The sequence below is a fragment of the Desulfovibrio sp. genome (assembly GCF_014803725.1).
Taxonomy (GTDB): Bacteria; Desulfobacterota; Desulfovibrionia; order Desulfovibrionales; family Desulfovibrionaceae; genus Desulfovibrio.
This window is the reverse complement of the sequence record NZ_JAAVBE010000028.1, coordinates 15,525-36,864: the sequence shown is the minus strand read 5'-3', so window position 1 is coordinate 36,864 and position 21,340 is coordinate 15,525. Positions and strand designations below refer to the sequence as shown.

Genomic DNA, 21,340 nt, shown 5'->3' with positions numbered 1-21,340 from the left:
CGGCGAGCCACGCGCCGGCGCTTTACAGCCCCGGGATTTTCCTGTATGAAATGTCTCCCGCAACCTATATCACCATAACTTGATATGCAGATATTTACCGATCCCAAGGCATTGGCGGCGCAATGCCGGGCCTGGCACGCGGCCGGCGACGACATCGCCCTGGTGCCGACCATGGGCTACTACCACGCCGGCCACGAAGACCTCATGAGCTATGCGCGCGGGCTTGCCAGGCGGCTGGTGGTGAGCCTCTTCGTCAATCCCACGCAGTTCGGCCCCAACGAGGACTTGGCGGCCTACCCGCGCGACGCCGAGCGCGATAGCGCCATCGCGGCCGCCCACGGCGCGGACGCGCTCTTCATGCCCGAGCCCGCCGCCATGTATGCGCCGGATCACGCCACCTGGGTGGAGGTTCCCGAGCTCGCCAAGGGGCTGTGCGGCATTGACCGGCCCATCCATTTTCGCGGGGTGTGCACGGTGGTGCTCAAGCTCCTGCTGCTCACCGGCGCGGACGTGGCCGTGTTCGGCCAGAAGGACTGGCAGCAGCAGGCCATCATCCGGCGCATGGTGCGCGACCTCAACGTGCCCACCCGCATCGAGGCCCGGCCCACCACGCGCGAGGCGGACGGCCTTGCCATGTCCTCGCGCAATGTCTACCTCACGCCGGACGAGCGCGCCGTGGCCCCGCAGATCCGCGCGGCCCTGCTGGAGGCGCGCGAGGCCGTGGCCGCCGGCGAGACCGACGTTTCGCGCCTGCGCGAGCTTGTGCTGACCCGCTGGCGGGAGCACATGCCCGGGGGCAAGCCCGACTACCTCGAGATCGTCCATCCCGAATCGCTGGAGCCGCTTCAAAGCGTGGACGGCCCGGCGCTCATGGCCTGCGCCGTCAAGCTCGGCAAGGCGCGGCTCATTGACAACATCCTGCTCCGTTCCTGAAGCCTGTTCGCAAAAGGAGAACGCCATGAAAAACGCGAATAAGAAGGGCAAATACTATTTCACGTCCGAATCCGTCACCGAGGGCCATCCCGACAAGGTGGCCGACCAGATCTCCGACGCCGTGCTCGACACCCTGCTCGCGCAGGACGCGGACGCGCACGTGGCCTGCGAGACCCTCGTGACCACGGGCATGGCCGTCATCGCCGGCGAGATCAGCACGCGCGGCTACGCCGACCTGCCCAAGGTGGTGCGCGAGACCATCAAGAACATCGGCTACAACAGCTCGGACATGGGCTTTGACTGGCAGACCTGCGCGGTCATCTCCTCCATCGACCACCAGTCGCCCGACATCGCCCAGGGCGTCCTGCGCGCGAGCCCGGAGGAGCAGGGCGCCGGCGACCAGGGCATGATGTTCGGCTACGCCATCAACGAGACGCCCACCCTCATGCCGGCCCCCATCTACTGGGCGCACCAGCTTTCGCAGCAGCTCGCGCGGGTGCGCAAGGACGGCATCGTGGACTTCTTCCGGCCCGACGGCAAGACGCAGGTGTCGTTCGAGTACCAGGACGGCAAGCCCGTGCGCATCAACAATGTGGTGGTCTCCACGCAGCACGCGGCCGACGTGGGCCAGGCCGAGGTGGCCGAGGCCGTGAAGGAGCACGTCATCCGGCCCATCCTCGGCGACTCGGGCTATTTTGACGAAAAGGACTGCGAGATCTTCATCAACACCACGGGCCGCTTCGTGGTGGGCGGCCCCATGGGCGACTGCGGCCTCACCGGGCGCAAGATCATCCAGGATACCTACGGCGGCAGCGGCCACCACGGCGGCGGCGCCTTCTCCGGCAAGGACCCCTCCAAGGTGGACCGCTCCGGCGCCTACATGGGCCGCTACATCGCCAAGAACGTGGTGGCAGCGGGCCTGGCCCCGGAATGCGAGGTGCAGATCGCCTATTGCATCGGCGTGGCCGACCCGGTGAGCGTGCTCGTCTCCTCGCGCGGCACCAGCGACATCCCGGACGAGGTGCTGACCAAGGCCGTGCGCGAGGTCTTTGACCTTCGGCCCTACTTCATCAGCAAGCGCCTCGACCTCAAGCGCCCCATCTACGGCAAGACCTCCTGCTACGGCCACTTTGGCCGCGAGCTCCCGGAATTCACCTGGGAAAAGACGGACGCCGTGACCGACCTGCGCACGGCGGCCAAGGTGTAGCGGGCGCGAAACGCAGCAGCTTGCTTGAGCCCACGAGAAAGGCGGCGCATCCCACTGGATGCGCCGCCTTTTCCTCTGCGGCCGGGGAAGCCGCCGAAGCCCTAGCGGGTGTCGTCGTCATTCTTCGGGGCAGCGCTCGCCTCCACGTCCACCACTTCGGGCAGGGAGGGCGCACCGGCGGGGGGAAGCGGCGCGGGCTGTCCGTCCGCTCCGGCGGGCGGAAGCGCCACGCAGGACTTGTCCATGAGCACCATGCCCGTGCGCTCCAGCACTTCGCGGCGATAGGCGTATTCCTGCTCCATGCGGCGCTGGCGGTAGACGAACCAGGCATGCCCGAGAAAGCACACGGCCAGGAGGGCGGCCGCGCTCCCCGCTATCCACGGGATATAGGGGATGAGGGCCGCGCCGGCGCGGCCGAGGGCCGAGAGCGCGCCCTCGGCGAAGAAGAGCCCGGCGCCCAAAAGCAGGATGCCGAGCAGCACCACGAGCGTCGGCGCGTTGCGCACCATGGCGTAAAAGCGGCGCAGTCCTTCGGGGAGGTGTTCCTGAGTGGGGCCGGAGCCTTCCTGCCCGGCGTCAGGCTCCGCCGGCTGCGCTTCCTCGCGCGTGAGCGTCCGCGAGAGCCATGTGCCGGCGAGATGCACGATGAGCAGCAGGCCCACCGGCGCGAGCACGGCCACGAGGCACCACGCGAGCCAGGGGAAGCGCGCTACGGGCGGGCCGCCCGCAGTTTCCGGCGCGGCGTGCATGATGCCGTAAAAAAAGGCCACGCCGCCCACCACGAGTTCCAGAAAAAACACCGCGATGAGCAGGTAGAAGAGGGCGTCCTTGTGTTCCCCGGCATACCAGGGGACAGCGGCGGCTGCCTTGTGCCGGCCGCCCGCGCGGGCGGCCGGCCGGGAGGGGCGCGGTTCAGGCACGGGCGCCGGCTCCGCTCTCTGCGCCGGGGGTAGCCTGTGGCGTGCCGTCCGCCTGTGTGGCGCCCTCCTTGGCCGCCAGCGCACCAAGCCCCTCATGCGGCTTGATGATTTTCGTCACCGCGGCCACCATGCCGGCAGCGTCCGCCAGATTCGTCGGGATGATGAGGCTGTTGCCCTTTTGGGCGAGGCGGCCGAATTCGGCGATCCAAGCCTCGGCCACGCGCAGTTGCGCCGCCGCCACAGCGTCCCCGCCGAGCTCACGCCCCACGATGTCCAGCGCCTCGGCAGTGGCCTCGGCCACCTTGCGGATCTGCGCGGCCTCGCCGTCCGCCTGGTTGATGAGCGCCTGTTTCTGGCCCTCGGACTGGGCGATGGCGGCCTGCTTCTGCCCCTCGGCGAGATTGATGCGCGACTGCATGTCGCCCTCGGAAAGCGCGATGGCCGCCCGCTTCTCGCGCTCGGCGCGCATCTGCTTTTCCATGGCCTCCATGACATTGCGCGGCGGCGTGATGTCGCGGATCTCGTAACGCAGCACCTTGACGCCCCAGGGCGCGGTGGCCGAATCCAGCGCCTCCACCACTTCCTGGTTGATGCGAGTGCGCTCCTCAAAGGTCTTGTCCAGCACCAGGGTGCCGATGACCGAGCGCAGCGAGGTCTGCGCCAGCTGGATGGCGCCCCATTCGTAGTCGGAGATGCCGTAGGCCGATTTTTCCGGCGTGATGACCTGAAGGTAGAGCACGCCGTCGATGTCCACGGTCACGTTGTCGCGGGTGATGCAGGTCTGCTTGGGCACGTCCAGCACCTGCTCCTTGAGGCTGCGCCGATAGGCCACCACGTCCACGAAGGGCACGAGCAGGTGAAAGCCCGCATAGAGCACCTTGTGGAACTTGCCCAGCCGCTCCACCACATAGGCCGACTGGTTGGGAACCACCACCGCGCTCTTGACGAGCACGACAATGACGAGCGCCGCCAGCAGCACGAGCCAGCCATAGCCGAGAAGGGCATCCATACATCAGTCCTTTTGATGAGCCGTATGTGGCCTTGGGGCGCCGCTGTCATCCCGCGTGAGCGGCTCCACGCGCAAGACGAGCGAATCCTCCGGCATGGCGCCGAGCACGCGCACCTCGCGCCCCTCGGGGATGTACACGGGCGCCATGGCGCGCCAGAAGCTGCCGTCGATGCGCACCTCGCCGCGGCCGTCCGGCCGGACGGGCTTGCTCACGCGGCCAGTATGGCCGGCCAGCGGATGCGGTGGCGCCGCGTCCCCGCTTCCGCCATAGTCGTGCGGGTCCGTGGCGGCCTCGGCGCGGCCCCCGAACACATGGCGGAAGCGCCGCCTGAGCAGGCGCAGGGCGAGCAGCGAGGCCGCGATGAAGAGCACGATCTGCCACGCCGGCGCCAGGCCCAACAGGGCGGCGCAGGCCGTGACCCAAGCCCCGATGCCGAAAAAGCCCAGGATCAGGGTGGGATTGACGAGCTCCACCGCCAGAAAGGCAAGGCCCAGCAAAAACCAGATCAGGGGCAGGCTCATGGCGCGCGCCTCCGAAAATGGCTGCGGAAACTACTGGTGCGGCGTGGTGCCCGGGGCCGGCCCGCGGGGGGCCGCGTCATCATCCCCGGCCGCCGGCGCGCCCTCGAGGTCGATGATCCGGCCCTCGAGCCAGACATAGGCCTCGATCTCGTCGCCCTCCTCGGGCACATAGTCCCCGAGCACGAATTTCGACGCATAGAGCGCGAGCCTGAGCGGCGCGCGGTCCTCAAAGGGGAAGTTGAGGTAGAGCGCCCTGACATCCATCTTTTCCAGGCGGAAGTCCTCCACCCGCTCCACCACGTTGCGCACCTGATACTCGCCGAAGCGGCGCCCGGGCATGATGCAGCGCTTGCCCTGCATGGGGATCTTGAGCGGCGGCACGTCGAGGCGCGAGGCGCCGGGATGCTCCTCGAGCCACGCGGCCGCGTGGGCCTCGTACTGCGGGCCCTGGGTGATGGTGAGCTCGTCGAGCAGCGCCTTGCGGATGCCGAGCGCGAGCCCGGCCAGCCAGAAGGTGTGCGTGATGCCGGGCGTGAGGTCATCCTTGTCGCGGCCATAGAGCGGGTCGAAGAACCACATGGGGTTCTCGCCCTCCATCATGGTCACGGCCACGTTCGCGCCCAGGCCCTCGGCGCGGGGCTGGACGGCCTCCACCTCGAGGTCGTTGGGCAGGCCCTCCAGCAGGGGCACGGCCGTCACCGGGCTGAGCTTGCCGCCCTCCTCGCCGGCCACGAGCACGGCCGCGCGCACGGGCTGGTCCTCGGGCCAGGCCATGAGCACATGCTCGCGGCCGCCGCGCTTCCACTGCCACGGGGGCCGCGTGCCGCCCTCCTTGAGCACGGTGGCCACCACCTGCGGCATGATGGCCGCCGGATTCTGCCCGGTGAGCGCCACCCAGGCGTCGCCCAGGCCCTCGGCGTGCACGCGGTCCGCGCCGGGGCGCGGAGCCTTCTGTTCAGGAGCGCCCGCTTCCTTTTGCTGCGTCGCGTCTTCCGCCGGGGCGGCCTTGGCCTTTTTCTTTTTTCCGAACATGCCGTGTCCTTTTAGAAGGATGAGTTGAAACGCTGCGCGTTTCAACCTTACGAGCCGGCGTTTCGCGGAAAAAGTGAATTTTTCCGCTCACTAGCTTTGCTGTCCATTTGCGTAAGCAGGCTTCGCCTGCAACGCAAACGCCCTATCAGGGCGGCCTTCGGCTGGCTAGCGCGGGCGGCGCTGTGCGCTCGCCTTAACTGCCCGGCCCCGCGGCTGGGCTCGCATCGGCCGCGGGCACGGGCTCTTATGCAAACGCTATTTACGAGCCCTGCCGGCGCGGGCCGCGATCACCGCCCCGGTCGCCGCCGTGGCGCGGGCCGCGGTTGCGGTCGCCGCCTTCGCGGCGCGGGGGCCGGGCGGTCTCCTCCGGGTTCCAGGGATGGCCCTGCTCCTCGAGGAGCACGGCCTTGCGGCTGGCGCGGATGCGGTCGCCATTGATCTCGATGACCTTGACGAGCATGTCCTCGCCGATGCGGGCCACGTCGCCCGGCTGCTCCACCCGGCCGATATCGAGCTGCGACACGTGGACGAGCGCCTCCACATTGGGCAGCACCTCCACGATGGCGCCGATGTCCATGACCTTGCGCACCTTGGCGAGGTAGTTCTTGCCGAGGTCCGGGCGCTGGTCATAGTAGGAGACCATCTCCCGCGCCTTTTCCAGCGCTTCGGCCGTGGGCGCGAAGATGGAGACGCGGCCCGAGTCCTCGATGTCCACCGAGGCGCCCGTGGCCGTGGTGATGGCCTTGATGTTCTTGCCGCCGGGGCCGATGATCAGCCGGATGATGTCCGGGTTGACGAAGATCTCGGCGTGCTGCGGCGCATAGCGCGAAAGCTCCTTGCGCGGCTCGGCGATGGCCTTGGCCATCTCGCCCAGGATGTGCAGCCGCCCCTCGCGGGCCTGGCGCATGGCCGCGCGCATGATGTCCGTGGTGAGGCCGGTGATCTTGATGTCCATCTGCACGCCGGTCACGCCCTCGGCCGTGCCCGCGATCTTGAAGTCCATGTCGCCGAGCGCGTCCTCGTCGCCCAAGATGTCGGTGAGCACGATGAAGCGGTCCCCTTCCTTGATGAGGCCCATGGCAACGCCCGCCACCGGCGCGGATACGGGCACGCCCGCGTCCATGAGCGCCAGTGACCCGCCGCACACCGCCGCCATGGAGGAGGAGCCGTTGGACTCCATGGTCTCGGCCACCACGCGCAGGGTGAAGGGGAAGTCCGTATCCGGGGGCAGGATGGGCCTAAGAGAGCGCTCGGCAAGGGCGCCGTGGCCGATTTCGCGGCGCGAGAGGCGCACGGGCTTGACCTCGCCCACGCAATAGGGCGGGAAATTGTAGTGCAGCATGAAGCGCTTGGTCACGTCGCCGGTGAGCGAGTCCATGCGCTGCTCGTCCGTGGAGGAGCCGAGCGTGGTCACGACCATGGACTTGGTCTCGCCGCGCCGGAACAGCGCCGAGCCGTGGGCGCGGGGGAGCACGCCTGTCTGGATCTGGATGGGGCGCACGCTTTTCACGTCGCGGCCGTCGATGCGCGTGCCCTCCCTGACGATGCGCCCGCGCACGAGGCGCTTTTCAAGGTCGCACAGCATGTCGGGCACGGCCTTGAGCGCGGCCTCGTTTTCCGCCCAGGCCGGGTCGTCGGTGAGCGCCGTGAGCACGGCGGTCTTGACGGCCTTGCGCGCCTCCTTGCGGGCCAGCTTCTCGGGCACGCGCAGGGCAGCGTCGAGGCCGGCGGCAAGCGCCAGCTCCTCCACGCGCGCGAGGAGCCTGGGGTCGTCCTCGTGCGGGGTGAAGTCCATCTTGGGCTTGCCGCAGAGCTCGGCGAGCCTGTACTGGGCGTCGATGAGCGGCTGGATCTCCTTGCGGCCCCATTCCAGGGCCTCGATGATGTCGTCCTCGGGCACGAAGTGCGCCTCGCCCTCCACCATGGTCAGCGCGTCGCGCGAGGCCGCGAACACGAGATTGATGTCGCTTTGCGCCTGCTCCGAAATGGTGGGGTTGAGCACGAAGCGGCCGTTGATGCGCCCGATGCGCCCGCCCGCCACGGGCCCGGCGAAGGGCAGCCGCGAGACCATGAGCGCCGCCGAGGCGCCGGTGATGGCGAGCACGTCGGAATCGTTCTCCTGGTCGGCGGAGATGACGGTGGCGAGCACCTGCACGTCCTCGTTCAGGCCCTTGGGGAAGAGCGGGCGGATGGGCCGGTCGATGAGCCGGGAGACCAGTGTCTCGCGCTCAGAGGGGCGGCCGATCTCGCGCCGGAAGAAGCTCCCGGGGATGCGTCCGGCGGCGTACATTTTTTCCGAATATTCCACGGTCAGCGGGAAGAAGCCCTTGTCGAACTCGAGGGGCTGCGAACACACGGTGACGAGCACCACCGTGCCGCCGCACTGCACCCACACCGCGCCGTCCGCCTGGTTGGCGAGGCGCCCGCATTCAAGGATGACTTCCTTGCCGCCCACCTCGGCCGTGACCCGGGTGGGCTCAAAAATATCCTGTGCCATACATTCCTCATGGGTGAAGGGGATTCCGGGAAAAGCGGGCAGCCGTGCGGGTGCGCGTGGCCGGCCGCGCCCTGCCTGATTTTCCCGGACCCCCCTTCTGCGTTTATGCCCCATCAGGGGCGTCATCCCCGCCAATGCGCCCGCGGGCGCCTCTTCCGGGCGGGAAAAGCGGAAGCCCGGCCTCACGCAAGCGGGGCCGGTTTGATACGCCAAGGGGGAGCCTTGCGCCCCCCCTTGGCAGTCCTTCATGATAAAAACGAAAGCCTACTTGCGCAAGCCCAGTTTTTCGATGAGCGCGCGGTAGCGCTGGATATCCTTCTTTTTCAGATAATTGAGGATCTTGCGGCGGTGGCCCACCAGCTTGAGCAGGCCCGTGCGCGAGTGAAAGTCCTTCTTGTGCACCTTGAAGTGCCCGGTCAGGCCCTCGATGCGCGCGGTGAGCAGGGCCACCTGCACCTCCGGGGAGCCGGTGTCGCCCTCGTGCTTGGCGTGGGCGTCAATGACAGCCTTTTTCTGTTCGGCATCCATGACCACAGCGATTCTCCTTTCAGGAAGGGTTGATGATGCGCCACCCCCAAAACCTGCCCTGCGCCCCGGTAGAGCCCACGGCCTCCCGGGCCACGCGGCCCTACCACAGGCCCCTTGCGACGGCCCACGCATCCCCCAGCGGCGTCATTTCGCGCCGCGCGAGCGCCAGCGCCGTTCCGTCCGCCGCGCAGAGCAGGGCGTGGCCCGCGTCGCGGGCGGCATCGCCGCTGTCCACGGCGCTCACGGGGAGCGCCATGCCGTTGCGCACGCGGCGTTCCTGCTCCCGCGTGAGCAGAAGCCGGGGCCACGCGGGAAGCGCGTCAGCCAGGGGCCGCACCCGCGCCGCCAAAAGGGCCGGGTCGGCCACAAGGGCGTCGAGCCCCGTGGCTTCGCCGAGCCCGAAGGGGTGGCTGTACTCCCGGGTCAGTTCCGTCAGCACGGCCCCGCAGCCCAAGCGCATCCCCAAGCTGTGGGCCAGGGAGCGAACATAGGTGCCGGAGCCGCACGCGACCCGGAAGCGCACAAACGGCAGGCTCACCTCGAGCGCCGCCGCCTGTGAAATTTTCACGGCCTTGGTCTTGGCCGGGGCCGTCCTGCCCCGGCGCGCCAGCCGGTAGAGGGGCTGCCCCTCGTGCTTGGCCGCCGAATAGGGCGGCACGGGCTGCTCGGTGAGGGCCGTCCACGAGGCGATGTCCCGCGCCACATCCTCGGGGGCCACATGCTGCCACGGCGCCTCGGCCATGACTTCGCCCTGGCTGTCCCAGGTGTCCGTGGTCTGCCCCAGGCGCAAGCAACCCCGGTAGACCTTGCCGCCGCCCTCCATGAGGAAGGACGAGAGCTTGGTCGCCTGCCCGAGCAGGATGAGCAAAACGCCCGAAGCCAGCGGGTCCAGCGTGCCCGCATGGCCGATCTTTTTCTGCCCCAGGCGCTTGAGCGCGGCCACGCAGCGGGCCGACGTGGGCCCGGTGGGCTTGTCCAGCACCAGCACGCCGTCCAGTTGCGGCAAGGGCGTGGGTGGATGGGCGCGCTGTTCCGTCATGCTGTTTCCGGCCTGTGGCGGCTCCCATGCGGGAGCAACTGTCGCTCATAAACCGGCCCGCGCGGAAAGTCAAAGTTTTCTTGGAAAATGCCCGTTTTGCCCGCTTTTGGCAACGGGAAGCGGAGGGGAGGCGCGTGTCGCTTATTCCCCCTCCCGCAGCGCCAGCTCGGCCAGCGCGTTGACAGAGGCCGCGGCCACGGCCGAACCGCCCTTGCGTCCCAAAAGGGTGAAGTGCGGCCAGGGGCTTTGGGCGAGCAGTTCCTTGGATTGCGCGGCGTTCACAAAGCCCACGGGCATGCCCACGATGAGCGCCGGCCCGGCCTCCGGGGGCCGTCCCTCCAGTTCTTCCAGCAATGCCAGGAGCGCCGTGGGCGCGTTCCCGATGAGCACGACGGCGCCGGCGAGGCGGTCGGCAATCATGCGGATGCCCGCGGCCGCCCGCGTGACGCCCCGCGCGCGGGCGGCCACGCCCACGCCGTCAAGGCCCATGAGCGGCACTACCTCGACGCCGAGGCGCTCCATGCGCCGCGCCGGCAGCCCGGCGGCCGCCATGCGCGTGTCCGTGAACACGGGCTTTCCGGCGCGCAGGGCCGAAACGCCGCGTTCAAGGGCGTGCTCGCTGAGGCGCAGCTCGGGCAGGATGGCCGTATCCCCGAGGGCGTGGATGCAGCGGCGCGCCACCTCCCAGAGCGGCCCGGCAAAGGGGCGCGGCTCGGGGAGCTCGGCGTCGATGATGGCGAAGGAGCGGGCCTCGATGGCCTCGGGCGTGGCGGCGGGGTCGAGCATCACGGGCATGGCAACTCCGGGGGCTGGGGCTTTGTGTCGGGGCGTTCGGCTGCGCGCGTGAGCTCAAGCCATGCTTTCCAGAAGCGGCGGCTGCCCTCGGGATAAAGATGCAGCCACGAGCCGGCCACGCGCCCGAGGCGGCAGCCCTCAAGCCCGCGCGGCTCGCCGGCGGCGTCGCTCACGCGCCAGAGCGGCACGCAATCCGGGGGCAGCTCCGCGTGGTTCAGGCGCGCATAGTGGAATTCATGGCCGCGCACGACGAGCGGGGACTTTTCGCTTTCGGGGCGTGCCGGCAACCAGCCGGGCAGCGGCTCGGCTTCGCGGTAGCCGAGCGCCGCCAGCCGGTCGCCCAGATGGCAGGTGAGCGGCAAAAGCCCGGCAAGCGCGTGGCGCGCGCCCCCCACCTGCACCTCGCGCATGAGATAGATATAACCGCCGCATTCGCCATAGACGGGGAGGCCGCGGCCGGCGAACTCGCGCAGGGCCGCGACCATGGCGGTATTCGCCGCAAGCGCTTCGGCGTGCAGCTCGGGATAACCGCCGGGAAAGTAGAGGCCCGCGCAGCCCTCGGGCGGCGCGGCGTCCGCCAGCGGGGAAAAGAACACCGGCTCCGCGCCGAGCCCGGCCAGCAGAGCCGGGAGGTCGGCATAACAGAAGCTGAAGGCCGCGTCCCGCGCGATGCCGATGCGCGGGCGCCCGATAGTGCGGCCGGCCCGGCGCCGGAAAGGGAAGAAGGCGGTAGAGCCGGAGTCTCGGGGCGAGGAGGTGGGTGCTGCCGCTGGCTGCGGCTGAGGAACGTCGAGCGCCCGCAGGATGGCCGCCACGTCGCAATGGCCGGCGAACCAGCGGCCGATGCCGTCCAGGTCACGCCCCTCAAGCGCTTCCCGGGCCTCCACGAGGCCCAGATGCCGGGACGCGAGCTTCGGCGCCCCGGCCCGGGGCAGGAAGCCGAACAGGGGCAGCTTTTCCCGCGCAAGCACCGGGGCCAGCGCCTCGTGCAGCAGCTTTTCATGGGCCGCGCCGCCGGACTGGGTGCATATGAGGCCCAGAAAGCGCGGCCTTCCTCCGCGGAGCTTGTGGCGCAAAAAGCCCTCGGCGAGCGCGGCCACCGACTGCCCCATGCCGCGCACATTGAGCACGAGCAGCACCGGGAGGTCGAGCGCCTTGGCAAGCTGCGCGGCCCCGCCCGCGCCGTCCGGGCCCCCGTCATAGAGGCCCATGGCGCCCTCGACCACCCAGACGTCGGGCTTGCTCCCCGCTACCGGCGACAAAAGCCGGCGCCGCAGCCGCGCAAGGCCGGCCGGCACGCCGCGCCGGCGTGCCTTGGCGCCCGCGCGGCACATCCAGACATCGAGATTGGCCGCCGCACCGCCGCTCGCCTGGGCGAGAAAGGCTGTGTCGATAAAGTCCGGCCCGGTCTTGGCGGCGGCTACCTCAAGGCCAAGCCTGCGCAGGGCGCGGATGAGGCCCAGCGCCGCCACGGTCTTGCCGGCGCCGCTGGCCGTGCCGGCCATGAGCAGGCCGGGCGGCAAGGCGCCCTTCATCGCGTCCGCAGAGCTTCTGTAATGACGGCCGCGTCTGCCGCGGGCCGCGCCCTGAGCCCCAGCTCGGCGTTGCCGCCGGAACAGACGAAACCTGCCGGGCCGAGCTCCACGGTGCCGCAGGAAAGCGCCTGCCCGTAAGGGAGCTGGTCGCGCATGTCGGCGTGGTCCACGCGGCGCGGAAAGATGAAGGGCACGGGCTGGCCGGAAAAATCCTCCATGATGAGATAGTTCATGGCGTGCCTCGCCTGGCGGCGCGCCGCTGGCGCAGGTATTCGCGNACGGCGCGGTTGTGTTCCTGGAGCGTNGCGGAGAACTGGTGCTCGCCNCCGTCNGTNNTGGCNACGAAGTAGAGATAGCCGTGCTCNTCNGGNCNGATGGCCGCGNNNAGCGCCGCCGTGCCGAAGGAGGCGATGGGCCCGGGCGGCAGNCCNGNNCGCTGNTAGGTGTTGTAGGCNTTGGCCGCGTCGTCGAGCTGGCTNCGGCGCAAATTGCCGTCAAAGGTGGGCCCGAGGCCGTAGATGACCGTGGGGTCGGCCTGGAGNAGCATGCCNCGGCCGAGCCGGTTNTCNTACACGCCGGCCACGCGCGCCCGCTCTTCCGGGATGCCNGTCTCCTTCTCCACGATGGAGGCNAGCGTCACCCATTTCCTGAGCTCCGGCGCCGGNGGCCGCGCGGCCACGCCCTCGCGCCCGGCGCCATCGGGCCAGAGCGGNGCCGCNTTGCGCCAGAAATTGTCGATCATNCGNCCTGCCACNGCGCGCGCCTGGGCCNTCGCNGCTTGCGCTGCCGCCTCGNCCCCNGNNNCNNCCGCNGCCGGCATCCGGCGGCTTGAGCAAGTAGGTGTCCGGCATGAGGAAGCCNTCGGCCGTGGCGAAGGGGATGCCGTAATGCCTGAGAAATTCCGGGTCGGTGACNGCCTCGCGGAAGTCCTCGAAGCGGACNAGGCCCTCGCTTTCCAGCAGNCGCCCGGTCTGCCACCACGTCAGCCCCTCGGGCACGGTGACGCGCTGGAGCACNGGNCGGCCGTTGACGAGCGCCTCCAGCACCGCTTCGGGCNTNGANCCNCNTTCAAGGGCNAAGCGCCCGGCCTGNAGGCGGTTTTCCTGCTTTTTCCAGCGCGCGAGCAGGGCGAAGTTNCGCGCGCTGGTGATGAGGCCGCGCTTTTGGAGGTCGTCGGCGATCTTGTTGAGGTGCGCGCCCGGGGCCACGTCGAAGATGACCTGTTCCCCCGGCTGGCCCGCGGCCGTTTCGAGAAAGACCTGGGCCTCGTGCCAGAGCCACACGCCGCCGGCNGCGGCCACGAGGATAAGGAGGAGCATGAAGCGGAAAAAGGTCTTCATGCNAGCCTCCGNCGNTCNTCGGGCTCGGCCAGGAAGGACGCGAGGATGCGCGCCGCGGCCTGCCNGTCNAGCACGGCGCGGGCCTTNTCNCGNGANAGNCCGGCCTCGCGCAGGTCCTGCGCGGCCTCCTCGGAAGAGAGCAGTTCCGGCATATAGTAGATGGGGAGCTCAAGNCGCCGCTTGAGCCGGCCNGTCACGTTGCGCACCTGGCGGGTGGTCAGGCTCTCGCCGCCGTCCANNANCAGGGGNAGGCCCATGACCACGGCCTCCGCGCCNTCCTCCCGGATGCGGTCGGCCAGNGCGTCCANAAGGGCCGAGCGGCCGGCGAAATCCTCGAGNCGGAAGGTGGCGAGCGGAAAGGCCACCCNCCCCTCCGGGTCGGAAACGGCGAGGCCCGTGCGGGCGAGGCCGTAGTCGATGCCGGCGNAGCGCACGCCCTAGAGCCCCATCTTTTCCCNNACGGCGCTGCATGGTCGTGGCCGCNAAGGCCCGCGCGCGNTCGCCGCCCTGNGCGAGGATGNCCGCCACGGCCTTGTCGTCGAGCTTGGCCCGCCGCTCCTGCANNGGCTCCAGNAAAGNNGCGAGATTCTTGAGAAAGATCTTCTTGCAGTCCACGCAGCCCAGGGTCGCNGAGGTGCAGCCGCGCCNGATCTCCATCTGCTCCTCCGGGCTTGAGAGCAGCACATGGTAGGGGAAGAGNTTGCAGATGTCCGGGTCNCCGGGGTCGGACTTGCGCAGCCGCGCCTTGTCCGTGAACATGCCGCGCACCTTGTCNCNGATGCTGTCCATGGGCTCCGAAAGCGAGATGCCGTTGCCGTAGCTCTTGGACATCTTGCGGCCGTCNAGGCCCGGGCACTTGGCCGCGGGCGTGAGCAGGGCCTGCGGCTCGGGGAAGGTCTCGCCNTAGAGNTANTTGAAGCGGCGCGCGATNTCGCGNGTGAGCTCCATGTGCGGCAACTGGTCCTCGCCCACGGGCACGCCGTGGGGNCGGTACATGAGGATGTCCGCGGCCATGAGCACGGGGTAGCAGAGAAAGCCCGCGTTGCCNAGNTCCTTGTTGCTGATCTGCTGCTGCTGTTCCTTGTAGGTGGGNTTGCGCTCCAGCCANGAGACGGGCGTGATCATGGAGAGCANAAGCGAGAGCTCGGCGTGCTCCTTGACATCCGACTGGCGGAAGATGACGCANTTTTCCGGGTCGAGGCCGGCGGCCACCCAGTCCTTGACCATTTCNTCGATATTGCGGCGNATGGCCGAGGGGTCGGCGTAGTCGCTCGTCAGCGCGTGCCAGTCGGCCACGAAAAAGAAGGCCTGTTCGCGCTCCTGCAGGTCGATCCAGTTCCTGAGCACGCCGAAATAGTGGCCCAGATGGAGCGGCCCGGTGGGCCGCATGCCCGAGACGGTGCGCGGTTTTTCGCTCATGGTGCGTCCTTTGTGCGCTTGGGGGGNTTGGGGCCGGCGTCAGAAGCCCAAAAGGCCGAGCAGCCCGAGGCTGCTNNNGCTNACGAGCGGCCCGAGCAGCTTGCCGAGCAGGCCNGTGGCCANAAGGACGAGCAGGATGACAAAGCCGTAGCGCCCGAGGTTCATGTANCGCCACGCCCACTCGCCGGGGAGAAAATAGGCCAGGATCTTGCTGCCGTCCAGCGGCGGGATGGGCAGCAGGTTGAGCCAGCCGAGGCCGAAATTGATGACCACCCCGGCCTGGAGCGAGGACAGGGCGAAAATGTAGNCCNGGCTTCCGCGCAGCTCGGCAAAGGGCAGCACNTGNACNGCNGCCCANAGNCCGAGNCCGAAGAGNCACGGCGAGCACGAAGTTGGTCATGGGCCCGGCCAGGGCNACCAGCATCATGTCCCGGTGNGGGTTGCGGAAATTGCGCGGGTCCACNGGCACGGGCTTGGCCCAGCCGAAGACAAAGGCNCCGGAAAGGCTGGTGAGCCCGAANACGGCNAGNCCNGCNGGGTCGATNTGCGGCAGGGGGTTGAGGGTCAGGCGCCCGAGCTGGCGGGCCGTGGGGTCGCCGCAGCGCTCGGCCACCCAGCCGTGGGCGACTTCGTGGAGGATGATGCCGAGCAGCGCGGGCACGAAGGCGATGGCGAGCAGGCGCAGGGCCTGGGAAATGTCAAAATCGAACATGCCTGAACCTATCCGCTTTCAAGGCCGCTGTCGAGGACGGCCCCGGCCGGCGCGAGCTGGAGGAGGCCCGCCCCGGTGAGGCGCAGGAAGAGGCCGGCCGGCCACTCCCCGGGCTCGGAAGCGCCTTGCGCCAGCGGCGCGGCCGGCCCGAGCGGAAAGGCGTAGCGGAACATACCTGCGTGTGCCCCTTTCACGCGCCAGGCGGCCGGATGGAAGGCGAGTTCCGGCCCGCTCCAGAGCGCAAGAGCGCCGTCCCCGGCTTCGGCCGCGCGCAACAGCCATGCCTGCACAAAAAGCGGCGCCATGCGCGCCCGGGAGAGCGGGCTCGGCGCCAGCACGGCCACCTGTTTTGGCAGCGCTTTTTCGCTTTCGAGCACGAGCCAGTCGAGCGCAAAAGTGGGGTTGGGGCCGCCCTGCGCGTTGACGCGCCACGCGCCCGTCAGGCCGAGGCGCCGCGCTTCGGGGGGCAGGCGCAGTTCCAGCGGGCCGTCAGGAGCGCCACCAGGTGCGTCCGCTCGCCCAAAAACCGCACCCACGGCCGGCGCCGGCGAGGGGCGGGCGCTGGCCACGGCCTCAAGGCCGTACATCCAGGCCACCCACTGGTTGGGCCATGCCGAAGGTTTCGGCGGGAGCCCGGCGAAGCTCCAGACCGGGGGCACCGGGCGGCGCCACTGGCAGACGAGGGTCACGGGGGCGCCGGGCCTGAGCGTGCGCACGCGCGAACCGGGATAGAGCACTTCGCCCGCAAGGCCGAAGCGGAACTTCCCCTGCCAGGGGGATTTCGCGCCCTCGTGGCGCAGCCAGGCGTCCCGCCGTTCCATGGTCTCGGCATAGAGCGCCATGTCGCCGTTGACGGCAGCGCGCAAACAGCCCTGGAAGTTGCCGCCCGCAAGGCACAGCCCGAGCAGCACCGCCCCGGTGAGAAGTGCCCAAAGAGGCCGGGGGCGGGTGAGGGCCGGCAGGGCATCAAGCAGGGCAGAAGCCGTGAAGCCAAGGGCGCAGGCGGCATACAGCCCGAGGCTCGCGGCCAGCTTGGAATGGCTCGGGAGCGGCATGTCGCTTGCGGCGTGCAGGGCGCCGAGCGCGAAGCTGAACAGGCAGAACACCGTCGGGCAGAGCGCGGCGAGGAGCAGGGCTTCCGGCCGCGCAAGAACCGGCTTTTCGCGGCGCCGCAGGAAGAGGAGGAGCAGCACCAGCAGGAGCGCCGCCGCGGGCCAGAGGCTCCCGGCAAAGGCGCCGAGCGCATGGAGCCAGTCCCCGGGAAGCGCCGCGAGCTGGCGCCCCACGGTCTCCGCGTCAATGCCGCGCACGGCCCTGCGGGCGAAATTGCCCGGCGCGAGAAACGAAAAAAGCAGGGCGCCCGCGCACCAGAGCCCCACGCCGAGGAAGACGCGAAAGCGCCCGGCCGCGAAGCGCACCTGCCCTCGCCGGTCATGGAACCAGGCGAGGGCGCAGGCGATGGCTGCGCCGGAAAGCACGGCGAGCGCCGCATGCTCGAACACGCCCACGCCGAGCACGCCGAGCAGGATGGCAAGGCGCCGGGAGCGGCGGAGCGCCGCATCCGGTGCTGAAGCCGCGCAGCGCTGCCACAGGGCGCAGAGGCTCCAGAAAAACAGCAGCGCCGCTGCGGACTGCAAGCCCGTGGTCAGCGCGTCGGTGAGCAGGTAGAAACCGGGGAGAAAGCCGGTGCAGGCGCAGAGCGTGAGCACGGCCAGCAGGGCCAGCGGGGCGGCGTCGCGCCGGGCCACCCCCGCCGCCCGGGCGAAGCCGTAAAAGGCCGCGCCGTGGAGCGCCAGCACCGCGCCGCACATGAGGCCGGCGGCGAAACGGAGTTCACCGGCCTTGCCGAGGAACACAGCGAGAAAGTGGTAGGTGTAGCGGCCGCTCCAGGTCAGCCATTCGCGCCCGACTTCGTAGAGGCCGCCCGGAAGGTCGAAGAGGAACATGGCGCGCGTGACTTCGTCGAAGTCGTCGCCGCGCGGGAAGCAGAAGCCCAAGGCCCAGACAAAGGGCGCGAGGCCGGCGAGAAGAGCGAGCCAGGCGAGCGCGCGGACGAACCGCCAACGGGCGCGGCCGGTCCGCGACAGCGGGGCGTCAGGCTTGGGGCGCCTCACAGCCTGACGGCGCGGATCTCGCCCCGGCTCTCGTTGACGCGCTTGCGGAAGGTCTGGCGGCGGTCCTCGCCGTCCATGAGGCCGGCGAGCCATTCCGCCACATGCAAGACCGGCCTTTTGTCGCGCATGGCGAGCAGGGTGCGGCCGATGCCGATCTTGCACGAGGGGCAGCCCACGATGACCGGCCCGTCCACGCCGTCCGCAAAGGCGCTCTCGAGGCGTTCGCGCTTGCGCTCCCGGAGCAGGTTGTAGATCTCGGGCGAGGTCATGGCGCCCATGCCGGATTCGCCGCAGCAGCCCGGGCTCATGGTCACGCTCCGGCCGGAGAAGTCCTTGAGGGCTTTCACGAGCTGGCGCTGGCCCTTGATCTTGTTCACGTCCGCCCATTCGCAGTGGCAGGAGGCGTGATAGAGCACGTCCGCGTTTTCCGGCGCCGCGTCCTTGCCCTCCCCCTGCGCCTGAAGCTCGGGCAGGCGCGGCAGCACGAGCTGGCTCACGTCGCGGTGCTCGAGGTTCGGGAACATCTCGGTGAGCTTCAGCCGCTCGAGGCCGTCCCGGCAGGAGCCGCAGGCCGTGACCAGCCAGCGGCACTCGAAGCCCTGGCGGGCGAGGCTGCGAAGCATGGAGGCGAGGTACTGGCGGTTCTGGGCGAGATTGTCCTCAAAGGCCGTGTCCATGCCCGCGGCGAGCAGCGGAAAGCCGCAGCAGAGATGCCGCGGCGGCACGGCCACGGCGATGCCCGCCTTGAGCATGAGCATGATGGAGGACATGCCGATGCGGTCATAAAAGAGCGCCCCGCCGCAGCCCGGGAAATAGAGCGCGAGCTCGCGGCCGGCGCCGGGCAGGCTTTCCGGGGCGCTTTCGCCGTCTGCGGGCGCGCCCTCCGTCACTGGCGCTTCCGCCTCAAGGGGCGTTCCCACCGCAGCGGCCGCGTTCTCCGCAAGCGTTTCCGCCGCTGGCGCATCGGCCGCGGCTTCTTCCGCCGCCTCCGGCACATCCTCGTCCGCTGGCACGAAGATGGAGCCGCGGTGGAGCTTCAGCGCCTCATACAGGTTGGTATAGCCGGTCTTGGGCCCGCGCCCGGAAAAGAGCGGATTTTCCATGCGCCGCTGCCAGGCCTGGGGCACGAAATCGAGCACGCGGTTCTGCATCTTCTGGCCCACCGAGGCCAGCTTGGCGGCCTTGGGCACGCGCGCCGGGATGTCGCGCACAAGCCAGGTGAGGGCGCGCTCCTTGATGGGGTGGCCGCCCGCGCCCTCGTGGTCGAGCATGCCGCGCAGGGAAAGCGCCACCTCGCCGGAGGGGATCTTCATGGGGCAGTTGGCCGTGCAGCGGCCGCAGGCCGTGCAGTGCTCCACGAGGCCGCGCAGCTCGCGCAACAGGCGCTCGTCTATGCGGCCGGTGTTGATCTGCGAATAATACACCGCCTCCAGCAGCATGCCGAGCACCATGTTCTTGTTGCGCGGGTGGTACTGCATGGAGCGCTCGGGATAGCTCATGGCGCAGACGAGCTTGCACTTGCCGCAGCGCGTGCACATCTGGATGGCCGAGAGCAGGCTGATGAGCGTTTCCTTGTCCGGGAGGCCGCTCTCGCGGATGTCGTTGATGAGCCGGTTGAAGGAAAAGGTGAAGGGCCTGACGGGCAGCTCGCGGTGCACGAGCTTGGCCGGGTTCATGACATCGCGCGGGTCCACGCGCTCCTTGAAGCGGCGCAGGGCCTCCATCTTGTCGGGCGCGAAAAACGAGATCTTCGTGATGCCGATGCCGTGCTCGCCCGAGACCTCGCCGCCCATCTCCTGGCACTCGGCCATGACGCGCGCCGCGGCCTCCTCGGCCTCCTCCAGCATGCGGGCGTCGTTGGAATTGACCGGGATGTTCACATGGCAGTTGCCGTCGCCCGCGTGCATGTGGCTCGCGATGATGATGCGGCTCGCCTCCATGTGGGCGCGGATGGCGTCGATCTTTTTGGCGAGGTGCGGGTACGCCTGGGCGAAGCCGTCGAGGTAGGCGCCCCCTCTGGCCCAGAGCTCGTTGTCCGAGAGCTCGGTGGCCGAAACGTCGCCCGAGGCCGCGCTGGCGGCCCTGGAAAACTCCTCGTTGAAGGCCTTGTCCTCCATGGGGAAGCCCGGGAGGCGCCCCACCTCCTGCAGGGCGTGGCGGTAGGCGCGCGCCGCGTATTCGAGGTTCAGCTGCTCGAGGAAGAGCGCGAAATCCGGGATGCGCTGCATGGGGATGACCACGTCCTCGTTGAGCTTGAAGCCCGAGGTGCGCCTCGCGATGACAGAGAGGCGGTGCCGGTCTTCCCAGAAGAGGTCGGCCTCTTTCGCGTCGCGCGCCACGATGATGTCCACGTTTTCCTGCGCCTCGGCCACATTCACGATGTCGGCCACGCACCTGTCGAGCAGGTACGGGTCGTCGCCGTCCACCTGGAGGACGATCACCGAGATGGGCAGCCCCTCGAACTTCTGCGACTTGCGCTTGTACTCGATGGCCTGCACATACTTGGCGTTGAATTCCTCCAGCGCCGAAAGGTGGGCGTAATCGCCTTCCTCGCGGATGCGGTTGCGCAAGGCCACGAGGTCGCGCACCACGAGCGCCGCCGGGTGCATGGAGCGGCCGAAAAATTCCAGCACCATGACGCGCGAGTGCTTCGGCTTCTTGTGGATGACGAAGCAGGCCTCGGTGATGATGCCGTCCACGCCCTCCTTCTGCATGCCGGGAAGGCCCCCGAGGGCCTTGTTGGTCACGTCCTTGCCGAGGCCGGGCAGGCGGATCTCGTCACCGCGCAGGTGCACGACATTGCGCACGCCGCCGCTCACGTCCTTGACGGCGAAGACCGCGGTCTCGTCCGGGAGGATCTTGTGGCGGGGGTGATCCTCGCGCTCCACGGTGATGATTTCGCCCGTGGGCGTGACCATCTTCCACCAGAGCAGGTTGTCGAGGGTGGTGCCGTATTCAAAGGCGCTGGGGCCGCCCGCGTTTTCCGACACATTGCCGCCGATGGACGAGGCCTGCTTGGAGGCCGGGTCGACCGTGAAGACCGCGCCCGCCGCTGCCACGGCGTCGATGACCTGCTGGGTGAGCGCGCCCGCCTCGCAGGTGACGGTCATGGCCGCAAGGTCGATGGGCCCGATGCGCGTCAAGCGCGTCATGCTGACGACCACTGCGCGCTTGCGCGCGGGCACCGCGCCGCCGGTCATGCCCGAGCCGCCCCCGCGCGGGATGAGCGCGAACTTCATGTCATTGGCGAGGCGCACGAGCGCGGCCACCTGCTCGGCATTGTCCGGCTCCACCACGAGCAGCGGCAGCTCCATGCGCAGGTCCGTGGCGTCGGTGGCGTTTTCCACGAGGTCCGCGGGCTCCCGGCGGATGCACTCCTCCGGGAAGATGTCGGAAAGCGCGTCCAGCAGTTTTTCGCGGAAGGCCGTTTCCGCCTCGTAGGCGGACCAGAACATGGTGATGCCTTCGCTGATGGCAGTGGCGTAATAGTGGGCCAGCGCCACGGATTCGCGCTCAAAAGAGCCGCGCACGCTCTCGCGCACGAGCTCGGCGTCGATGAAGGGATTATAGGCGACGAGGAAAAGCTCCTCGGCGATGCTGATGGCGAGGTTGCGGACAGATTCCGGCCATTCGGCGAAATCGTCGGCGTTGATCTTGAGGATGCGGTTGACCACATGGTCAGGCGCGATGGAAATGTGCGGGCCCTTGTGGCGCATGGCCGTCCACCCCTTGCTTGCG

At 69.2% G+C, this 21,340-nt stretch carries 16 protein-coding genes and 3 pseudogenes; 2 read left to right on the top strand and 17 right to left on the bottom strand.

What is annotated here, in order from left to right; genetic code table 11:
* Positions 1-84 precede the first annotated feature (84 nt).
* Positions 85-933 (top strand): pantoate--beta-alanine ligase, encoded by an 849-nt coding sequence (gene panC / locus HDR50_RS10505; protein WP_291358074.1) that lies wholly within the window; start codon positions 85-87, stop codon positions 931-933.
* Between the two features lie 25 nt (positions 934-958).
* Positions 959-2,140, top strand: coding sequence for a methionine adenosyltransferase (metK, locus tag HDR50_RS10500; protein ID WP_291358073.1), 1,182 nt, complete (start codon positions 959-961; stop codon positions 2,138-2,140).
* Positions 2,141-2,241: 101 nt separating this feature from the next.
* Here the strand turns inward: metK and HDR50_RS10495 are convergent, their stop codons facing one another.
* From HDR50_RS10495 to HDR50_RS10415, 17 genes and pseudogenes are all read right to left on the bottom strand, one after another.
* Positions 2,242-3,060: a hypothetical protein gene (locus HDR50_RS10495; RefSeq protein WP_291358072.1), complete on the bottom strand. Its 819-nt coding sequence runs from the start codon at positions 3,058-3,060 to the stop codon at positions 2,242-2,244.
* Complete coding sequence (locus HDR50_RS10490) at positions 3,053-4,069, bottom strand: stomatin-like protein (RefSeq protein ID WP_291358070.1); 1,017 nt, start codon at positions 4,067-4,069, stop codon at positions 3,053-3,055. Before HDR50_RS10490 ends, HDR50_RS10495 begins: the two co-directional genes overlap by 8 nt.
* 3 nt (positions 4,070-4,072) lie before the next feature.
* Complete coding sequence (locus HDR50_RS10485; RefSeq protein ID WP_291358069.1) at positions 4,073-4,591, bottom strand: NfeD family protein; 519 nt, start codon at positions 4,589-4,591, stop codon at positions 4,073-4,075.
* A gap of 30 nt (positions 4,592-4,621) precedes the next feature.
* Positions 4,622-5,623 (bottom strand): hypothetical protein, encoded by a 1,002-nt coding sequence (locus HDR50_RS10480; protein ID WP_291358068.1) that lies wholly within the window; start codon positions 5,621-5,623, stop codon positions 4,622-4,624.
* Positions 5,624-5,882: 259 nt separating this feature from the next.
* Positions 5,883-8,120, bottom strand: coding sequence for a polyribonucleotide nucleotidyltransferase (gene pnp / locus HDR50_RS10475; RefSeq protein WP_291358067.1), 2,238 nt, complete (start codon positions 8,118-8,120; stop codon positions 5,883-5,885).
* A 264-nt stretch (positions 8,121-8,384) separates the two neighbouring features.
* Positions 8,385-8,654 (bottom strand): 30S ribosomal protein S15, encoded by a 270-nt coding sequence (gene rpsO, locus HDR50_RS10470; protein ID WP_165078615.1) that lies wholly within the window; start codon positions 8,652-8,654, stop codon positions 8,385-8,387.
* A 94-nt stretch (positions 8,655-8,748) separates the two neighbouring features.
* Positions 8,749-9,687 carry a tRNA pseudouridine(55) synthase TruB gene (truB, locus tag HDR50_RS10465; protein WP_291358066.1) on the bottom strand — a complete coding sequence of 313 codons (939 nt, stop codon included), beginning with the start codon at positions 9,685-9,687 and terminating at the stop codon, positions 8,749-8,751.
* Positions 9,688-9,828: 141 nt separating this feature from the next.
* Positions 9,829-10,482 (bottom strand): precorrin-8X methylmutase, encoded by a 654-nt coding sequence (locus tag HDR50_RS10460; RefSeq protein ID WP_291358065.1) that lies wholly within the window; start codon positions 10,480-10,482, stop codon positions 9,829-9,831.
* Entirely contained in the window at positions 10,473-12,017 is a 1,545-nt protein-coding gene (locus HDR50_RS10455) for a cobyrinate a,c-diamide synthase (RefSeq protein WP_291358064.1), read from the bottom strand. The genes HDR50_RS10460 and HDR50_RS10455 overlap by 10 nt, the downstream gene beginning before the upstream one ends.
* Positions 12,014-12,250 carry a hypothetical protein gene (locus HDR50_RS10450; protein WP_291358063.1) on the bottom strand — a complete coding sequence of 79 codons (237 nt, stop codon included), beginning with the start codon at positions 12,248-12,250 and terminating at the stop codon, positions 12,014-12,016. The genes HDR50_RS10455 and HDR50_RS10450 overlap by 4 nt, the downstream gene beginning before the upstream one ends.
* Positions 12,247-12,759 (bottom strand): endolytic transglycosylase MltG, encoded by a 513-nt coding sequence (gene mltG, locus HDR50_RS10445; RefSeq protein ID WP_291358062.1) that lies wholly within the window; start codon positions 12,757-12,759, stop codon positions 12,247-12,249. Before mltG ends, HDR50_RS10450 begins: the two co-directional genes overlap by 4 nt.
* Before the next feature lie 142 nt (positions 12,760-12,901).
* A pseudogene (locus tag HDR50_RS10440) lies at positions 12,902-13,336 on the bottom strand (endolytic transglycosylase MltG); the annotation flags it as partial.
* Between the two features lie 17 nt (positions 13,337-13,353).
* On the bottom strand, positions 13,354-13,791 hold the full coding sequence (ruvX, locus tag HDR50_RS10435; RefSeq protein ID WP_291358061.1) for a Holliday junction resolvase RuvX: 438 nt from the start codon (positions 13,789-13,791) through the stop codon (positions 13,354-13,356).
* A 34-nt stretch (positions 13,792-13,825) separates the two neighbouring features.
* Positions 13,826-14,776, bottom strand: a pseudogene (trpS, locus tag HDR50_RS10430) (tryptophan--tRNA ligase); the annotation flags it as partial.
* Positions 14,777-14,815: 39 nt separating this feature from the next.
* A pseudogene (locus tag HDR50_RS10425) lies at positions 14,816-15,488 on the bottom strand (site-2 protease family protein).
* A gap of 8 nt (positions 15,489-15,496) precedes the next feature.
* Positions 15,497-17,602, bottom strand: a complete 2,106-nt coding sequence (locus HDR50_RS10420; protein WP_291358060.1) for a hypothetical protein — start codon at positions 17,600-17,602, stop codon at positions 15,497-15,499.
* Positions 17,599-21,318, bottom strand: coding sequence for an FAD-binding and (Fe-S)-binding domain-containing protein (locus HDR50_RS10415; protein ID WP_291358059.1), 3,720 nt, complete (start codon positions 21,316-21,318; stop codon positions 17,599-17,601). Before HDR50_RS10415 ends, HDR50_RS10420 begins: the two co-directional genes overlap by 4 nt.
* Positions 21,319-21,340: the final 22 nt, after the last annotated feature.

Excerpts from the sequence above, each read along its gene's own strand:
- HDR50_RS10455 (WP_291358064.1), bottom strand. The coding sequence starts at position 12,017 with ATGAAGGGCGCCTTGCCGCCCGGCCTGCTCATGGCCGGCACGGCCAGC.
- HDR50_RS10485 (WP_291358069.1), bottom strand. The coding sequence starts at position 4,591 with ATGAGCCTGCCCCTGATCTGGTTTTTGCTGGGCCTTGCCTTTCTGGCG.
- panC (WP_291358074.1), top strand. The coding sequence starts at position 85 with ATGCAGATATTTACCGATCCCAAGGCATTGGCGGCGCAATGCCGGGCC.
- HDR50_RS10480 (WP_291358068.1), bottom strand. The coding sequence starts at position 5,623 with ATGTTCGGAAAAAAGAAAAAGGCCAAGGCCGCCCCGGCGGAAGACGCG.
- pnp (WP_291358067.1), bottom strand. The coding sequence starts at position 8,120 with ATGGCACAGGATATTTTTGAGCCCACCCGGGTCACGGCCGAGGTGGGC.
- HDR50_RS10490 (WP_291358070.1), bottom strand. The coding sequence starts at position 4,069 with ATGGATGCCCTTCTCGGCTATGGCTGGCTCGTGCTGCTGGCGGCGCTC.
- HDR50_RS10450 (WP_291358063.1), bottom strand. The coding sequence starts at position 12,250 with ATGAACTATCTCATCATGGAGGATTTTTCCGGCCAGCCCGTGCCCTTC.
- truB (WP_291358066.1), bottom strand. The coding sequence starts at position 9,687 with ATGACGGAACAGCGCGCCCATCCACCCACGCCCTTGCCGCAACTGGAC.
- HDR50_RS10460 (WP_291358065.1), bottom strand. The coding sequence starts at position 10,482 with ATGCCCGTGATGCTCGACCCCGCCGCCACGCCCGAGGCCATCGAGGCC.
- HDR50_RS10415 (WP_291358059.1), bottom strand. The coding sequence starts at position 21,318 with ATGCGCCACAAGGGCCCGCACATTTCCATCGCGCCTGACCATGTGGTC.
- metK (WP_291358073.1), top strand. The coding sequence starts at position 959 with ATGAAAAACGCGAATAAGAAGGGCAAATACTATTTCACGTCCGAATCC.